Source organism: bacterium, assembly GCA_040755795.1.
Taxonomy (GTDB): domain Bacteria; phylum UBA9089; class CG2-30-40-21; order CG2-30-40-21; family SBAY01; genus JBFLXS01.
Window position 1 is genome coordinate 1 of the sequence record JBFLXS010000629.1, and the last position, 1,700, is coordinate 1,700.

The window sequence follows — 1,700 nt, forward strand, 5'->3', positions numbered from 1 at the left end:
TGTCTGGAGGTCATCTGCTGGATGGAATTGGCAATAGATGAAGAAGCAAGAAAAATCCAAAAGAATATGATGTATCAAGCAATTGAGAATGTATTTAAGCCGTTAATTGGAAGGTAATTATGTTTAAGAAAGTATTATTAAGTTTAGCAATATTAGTATTTATGATAGCACCTGCAAGTGCTAAAATGAAATATTGGTCAAGTGGAAAAATAACAATTACAGCAGGAACATCAAGCACAGTTAAATCAGACTTAGGGGATTTTCGAGTAACAGGAACAGATGGGACAACATTACTATCTTATTGGCACGAAGATATAACCGTGCCTGGCACAAGCCCAACCTGGATAAAATTCTCGTCTGTTCCCACAGGAACTATGCAAATTGGTTATGTATATTATACTAATAGCGATGCAACAAGTATTGCTAATGGGAATAATGTATTTATATTTTTCGATGATTTTAGTGGCACTTTTACCAATTGGACAGTTGTTAATTCTAATTATGCTACTATTACAAGTGGCGAATTGAGATATACAGGTAATGATAGTGATTGGTATCTTCGGATATATTCAAACAATGCTATTTCAAGACCAAATATTATAGAGTGGAAGTCAAGGAATAGCCAGTCATCTGCTTCAGCAGATGCGGAAGGATATACTACGAGCGATAGTGCTAACGGGTATAGCCAGGGGATAATGGTAGTTTATGGACAGGGTAGTGGGCTAGAGGCGACTATGCGGTTGAGATTAGATGGTACTGAGTGGACTGAAATAGATTCTTTAGACCAAATCATAAGTAGAACTCAAAAGTTAATTCTACCTCCAAGCAGTGGATATAAATTCTATAAGGATAATGTTCTCTACGAAGATGACACTGCTTGGACTAATCCCAATAATGCTAATAGAATTTCGTTTAGTCAATATTGGAGCAGCAAATATAGTTATGTAGATGATATTCGTGTTCGTAAGTATGCCTCTTCTGAGCCTACATTATCCTTAGGAGCAGAAGAAAGCTCATCAGCATTATCAGGTTGGTCTTATAGAAGACCAATAAATTGCACCAATAATTCAGGAGAAATCCTGACAGATTATCAAGCAATTTTGTATCTACGCACATCATCTGCTGGTATTACTATTATTCAATAGAAGGAGGAGAAAGAAAGCAATGAAAAAATTATTGATTTTAGCGGGGTTATTAAGTTTATTATCTTGTGGTTTCGTTGAAGCAAACGATTATCTTGAACTGGGAATGAGCATAAATAAGTTGGATAAAGATAAGGGAATTGTAACCTTGTCGCAACTAAATATTAATGCTCAACCTAATTATGTGCCACGATGGTTACAGAATGCATATGTCTATATTGGCACAGATTTTGGAGATAATACAGGTATTGGTGGGGGATTGTATTTTATGGATAAGTGCATTGGATTTCAAGGCGGACTTATCTATGACGAAGAAAGAAAAAATGATGAGTATAGTGTAGGAATGTTTATTGATGTATTTCGCTTACTGCAGAAAGAGTTGGAATAATAGTAAAGGATAAAAAGTAGATAGTAGATAGTAGATAGTAGATAGTAGATAGTAGATAGTAGATAGTAGATAGTAGATGGTTTATAGTTGATAGTTGATAGTTGAAGGACTATAAACCATAAACCTTCAACTATAAACTATAAACTATAAGATAGAATTTATCTCCCTGC

The 1,700-nt window shown here is 34.8% G+C and carries 2 protein-coding genes; both read left to right on the plus strand.

The features are described from left to right. Positions 1-119: 119 nt before the first annotated feature. Entirely contained in the window at positions 120-1,145 is a 1,026-nt protein-coding gene (locus AB1414_20410; GenBank protein ID MEW6609775.1) for a DUF2341 domain-containing protein, read from the plus strand. Positions 1,146-1,164: 19 nt separating this feature from the next. Continuing rightward, a complete protein-coding gene (locus AB1414_20415; protein ID MEW6609776.1) occupies positions 1,165-1,530 on the plus strand; it encodes a hypothetical protein in 366 nt (121 codons plus the stop codon). Positions 1,531-1,700 lie beyond the last annotated feature (170 nt).

Coding starts and splice junctions, on each gene's coding strand:
- AB1414_20410 (MEW6609775.1), top strand. CDS start 120: ATGTTTAAGAAAGTATTATTAAGTTTAGCAATATTAGTATTTATGATA.
- AB1414_20415 (MEW6609776.1), top strand. CDS start 1,165: ATGAAAAAATTATTGATTTTAGCGGGGTTATTAAGTTTATTATCTTGT.